Source organism: Microvirga aerilata (assembly GCF_016743775.1).
In the GTDB taxonomy this organism is placed as follows: Bacteria; Pseudomonadota; Alphaproteobacteria; order Rhizobiales; family Beijerinckiaceae; genus Microvirga; species Microvirga aerilata.
Map to the genome: position 1 here is coordinate 1 of NZ_JAEQMY010000253.1, position 1,731 is coordinate 1,731.

At 59.7% G+C, this 1,731-nt stretch carries 2 protein-coding genes; both read left to right on the plus strand.

The annotated features are described in order from the left end of the window. Window positions 1–12 precede the first annotated feature (12 nt). The gene (locus JKG68_RS32125) at window positions 13–93 is read left to right on the plus strand and encodes a helix-turn-helix domain-containing protein (RefSeq protein WP_281399260.1); all 81 of its coding nucleotides are present in this window, start codon (window positions 13–15) and stop codon (window positions 91–93) included. Between the two features lie 379 nt (window positions 94–472). After that, on the plus strand, window positions 473–1,270 hold the full coding sequence (locus JKG68_RS32130) for an MBL fold metallo-hydrolase (RefSeq protein ID WP_202066461.1): 798 nt from the start codon (window positions 473–475) through the stop codon (window positions 1,268–1,270). The last annotated feature ends 461 nt before the right edge of the window (window positions 1,271–1,731 follow it).

Below are 1,731 nucleotides of genomic sequence, written 5' to 3' on the forward strand. Positions count from 1 at the left end.
AAGGCCGTCGACCTGATGCTGGCACAACTCGGAGGCGCCCGGCCGCGGGAACTCACCGGACGCACCCGCTACCGCGCCTGGGGCATTGTCTGAGGCGCAATCCCCATGCGCCTAGCTTGCTTGTGGTTGGTCTATTGCGTCCCGGGAGGTAGGATGAACGGCACATCGGTCGGGATGGCCGGAGGCTCTCCCTCGGGCGCCTCACCTTCTGGCGGGTCAAGAGGGTCGAGCGGCGGTATATCGGAGGCCGGCTCAGGGTCAGGGCTCTCCGACGGTGGCAGCGGTGGAATATCCGGTTCAGGCATATCGGACATAGATCATCCTATCCGTGGATCTGTGCCAGGGCAACGCGCTGATCGGCGGTGTGTGTTCCGCACGTGGACAGAAAGATTGCTGCTCCTACATCTTTGAGCTTCGTTGCAGACCTCGGGATCACCTGCTCTTTCGCCGGCCCAACGCACTGGAGGTATTGATGCTGAGCTTTGCTCGAGGCGCCGTTTTGATCGCGGTCTTTGTTGGTCTAAGCCTCACCACGCCTGTGGCTGCTGCCGAGCCGGAAAGCTGCCCTGGCCTGATTGCCTCCCGAGACACTCTGTTCTCACGGGCTGCCTTGCGCCAGGATGAGGTTGGGCTGACGTTTGTTGGTCACGCCACGTTTCTGATCGAGACGCCGCAAGGGGTGCGGATTGCCACCGACTACAGCGACGGCACGCGTCCGCCCGTCACGCCTGACGTGGCAACCATGAACAAGGCGCACTCCACCCACTTCAGCTATAGCCCGGATCCGGGGATCAAGCATGTGCTCAAGGGCTGGAACCCCGCCGGTGGACCTGCCTATCACGACCTGACCGTGCAGGATGTGCGCATCCGCAACGTCTCGACCAACATCCGCAGCTATGGCGCGGCGACGGAATACGACGGCAACTCCATCTTCGTGTTTGAGACCGCCCAGCTGTGCATCGCCCATCTGGGTCATCTTCATCACACCCTCTCACCCGAGCATCTCAGGAAGCTTGGGCGTATTGATGTGCTACTGGTGCCAGTGGACGGCGGCTACACAATGGAAACTTTCGACATGATGGAGGTGCTGCGATCAGTCAATGCGCCGCTGATGATCCCGATGCACTTCTTTGGCTCCTCAACCCTCAACCGCTTTCTTGCCTCTGCCCGTGAGCACTTTCCGGTGGAGTTCAGCAACACGGCAGCGATCACCGTGTCACGGGCGACCCTGCCGAAGAACTCGAAGATCCTGGTCCTGCCGGGATACTGAACGGCTGCCGAGCACGCTTCAGCGAGGCACTCTGCCTTTTAATCAGAGGGTCCTGGGTGCGAGTCCCAGCGCGCTCACCATATCCCTCTATAACTTACCGGCACATTGAGATCGGCTCAGATGAGCCTAGAAACCGTATAGCTTCCACGAGCTTGGGTTCTTGTTCAGGCGGGGTGCCGGCTCTGGACTACCTCAAACCCTACTTGCTGGGGGAGGGGCACTGTCCTTCCCAGTTGTCGTGCAATCGTGCAACGGACGTTCGTTCTGAGGTGGTGGCGCTAAGCAAAGGCTAAAAGCGGCAAGAAGATGTGGCTGTGTCCCTTCGTCAAGCAATAGTGTGAGCAGACTACAGAGCCCTGAAACATGGCATGTCAGCTTGGCCGTAACATCATACCGGTTTCAGCCATAGTTTTCGTGTTTGTTGAAGGTCTTGGCGCCGAATCGGTCGGCGCGTTACAGGG